The sequence below is a fragment of the Microbacterium sp. Leaf351 genome (genome assembly GCF_001423825.1).
GTDB lineage: Bacteria > Actinomycetota > Actinomycetes > Actinomycetales > Microbacteriaceae > Microbacterium > Microbacterium ginsengisoli.
Window position 1 is genome coordinate 107253 of the sequence record NZ_LMPK01000001.1, and the last position, 1706, is coordinate 108958.

General features: G+C 70.1%; 2 protein-coding genes. Both read right to left on the reverse strand.

Going from position 1 to position 1706, the window contains the following annotated elements; genetic code table 11:
• The coding region (locus ASG00_RS00460) for an HNH endonuclease (protein ID WP_162238309.1) at window positions 1–1026 on the reverse strand (1026 nt) is incomplete at its 3' end.
• Window positions 1027–1042: 16 nt separating this feature from the next.
• A complete protein-coding gene (locus ASG00_RS14680; protein ID WP_156454704.1) occupies window positions 1043–1390 on the reverse strand; it encodes a hypothetical protein in 348 nt (115 codons plus the stop codon).
• Between the last annotated feature and the right edge of the window lie 316 nt (window positions 1391–1706).

The following is a 1706-nucleotide window of genomic DNA, read 5'->3' on the forward strand; positions in this document are numbered from 1 at the left end:
TGCGGTGGATTCGTCGTGTCGAGGATGCGCGCGCGAGCCGGTGTCGCCGGGTGGATCGGGCGTGAAGGTGACGGCGTGCGCGCCGGCGCCGGCGGGGTGGTCGAGGTAGGTTCGACCGCCGGGTGAGGTCCATTCGAGGATGCCGCCCGGGTGCTGCCGCACGGTCCACGCGGTGAACTGCTTCATCGAGTGGTGCCGTTGGCAGAGGTGGGCGAGATTGGATGCCTCGGTCTTGCCTCCGAGCGCCCAGTCGGTGGTGTGGTCGACTTCGCAGCGCACGGCGGGGACGCGGCATCCGGGGAATCGGCAGTGCTGGTCGCGGGCGCGAAGGTAGCGGTCGAGGGCGGCCGGTCGCTGGTAGGTGTCGACGGCGAGCACCTGCCCGGTGATGGGGTGGGTGAGCACGCGTTCCCACGGGCAGCGGGTGGCACCGGCGAGCCGGCGGGCGGTGTCGGCGTCGAGGGGGCTGCGGCCGGCGAGTTCGGCGGAACGGTCGTCGTCGCCGAGCAGGGTCGCGACGGGAACGACGATCTGCACCTTGGCTCGGATGGCTCCGAGAACGCCCGGGCCGTCGTCGGTGCGGGTCGGGTCGGCGCTGGGAGCGACGGTGAGCAGCATGTCGGTGACGAGGTCGGCGCGCACCTGGTCGATGGAGCGGGTGTCGGCGGCATCGACGCACGAATGGGCGTCGACGTCGGCGCCGGCGTCGACATGCGCGCGCGTGTCGATGAGAATGCGGGCCTGCTGGGTGAGCCGGTCGTACACGGCGTCGGCCAGCAGCGTCGGTGTCGTGACGATGAGGTCGGACATTCCTTCGCCGCGCGCGACCACGCGCACGCAGCGCTCGGCGCGCGCGTCGACGTGGCGTTCGACGAGTGATCGCGGGTGCATGTCGTCGGCGAGCTGCTCGAGCAGTCGGCGGAGCCGACCCGGGGTGTGGTGCGTCGCGAGGGCCGCGGCATCCGTATCGAAATCGGCGCGTGCGTCGATCGGAACGATGGCGCCGCAGTCGACGATGGTGCGCACGTGAGCCCGGGTGATGTCACCGACCTCCCACCGGGAAAGGGGCCTCCCACCGGGAAAGGGTGGCCGGGTAGTGCTCGACGAGTTCGATCGCGTCACCGATATCGCGCTGCACCGAGCGGTCGGAGCGCCGGGCGACGGCGCCGATCTCGGCGGACAGCGACCGCAGCACCATGTCGTGCTCGCGCACACGAGTGGGGGTGTCGGCCGTGAGGTCTCGCACCAGACGGCCCGCGGCGGCGAGCGCCCGCATCCGCTCGACCTCGGCACGGGCGACGATGCGCTCAGCGAGGTCGATCGCGCCCACCACGTCGTTCCACGCGCGCTGATCAGCGGCGAGAAGGGTGGCGGCGGATGTGGAATGCATGTTCCCATTGTCGCTTGGGGGTGCGACATTTTGTTCGGCCTTTTCTTCGAATGTGAAAGCTTCGCGACTCCGGATGATTGTGGAGGAAGCTTCGTTTCGAGCGCCTCTGAGCGACGCTCCGGGCCAGAACCTTGCGCGTGATCTCCGCCCCGGAGGGATCAGGAATCCGCCTCGTGTCGCCCGACATCCCGAGGATCACAGCCTCGCCCGCACGAACACCGTGGAGCCGCACCCCGGGAGGGAGCGGCATCCGCTCAGTCGGGTTGCGGGGTCAAGTCCCGTGGTGTGGTGTCACTTCGGTTGTTTCCGGTGGTGG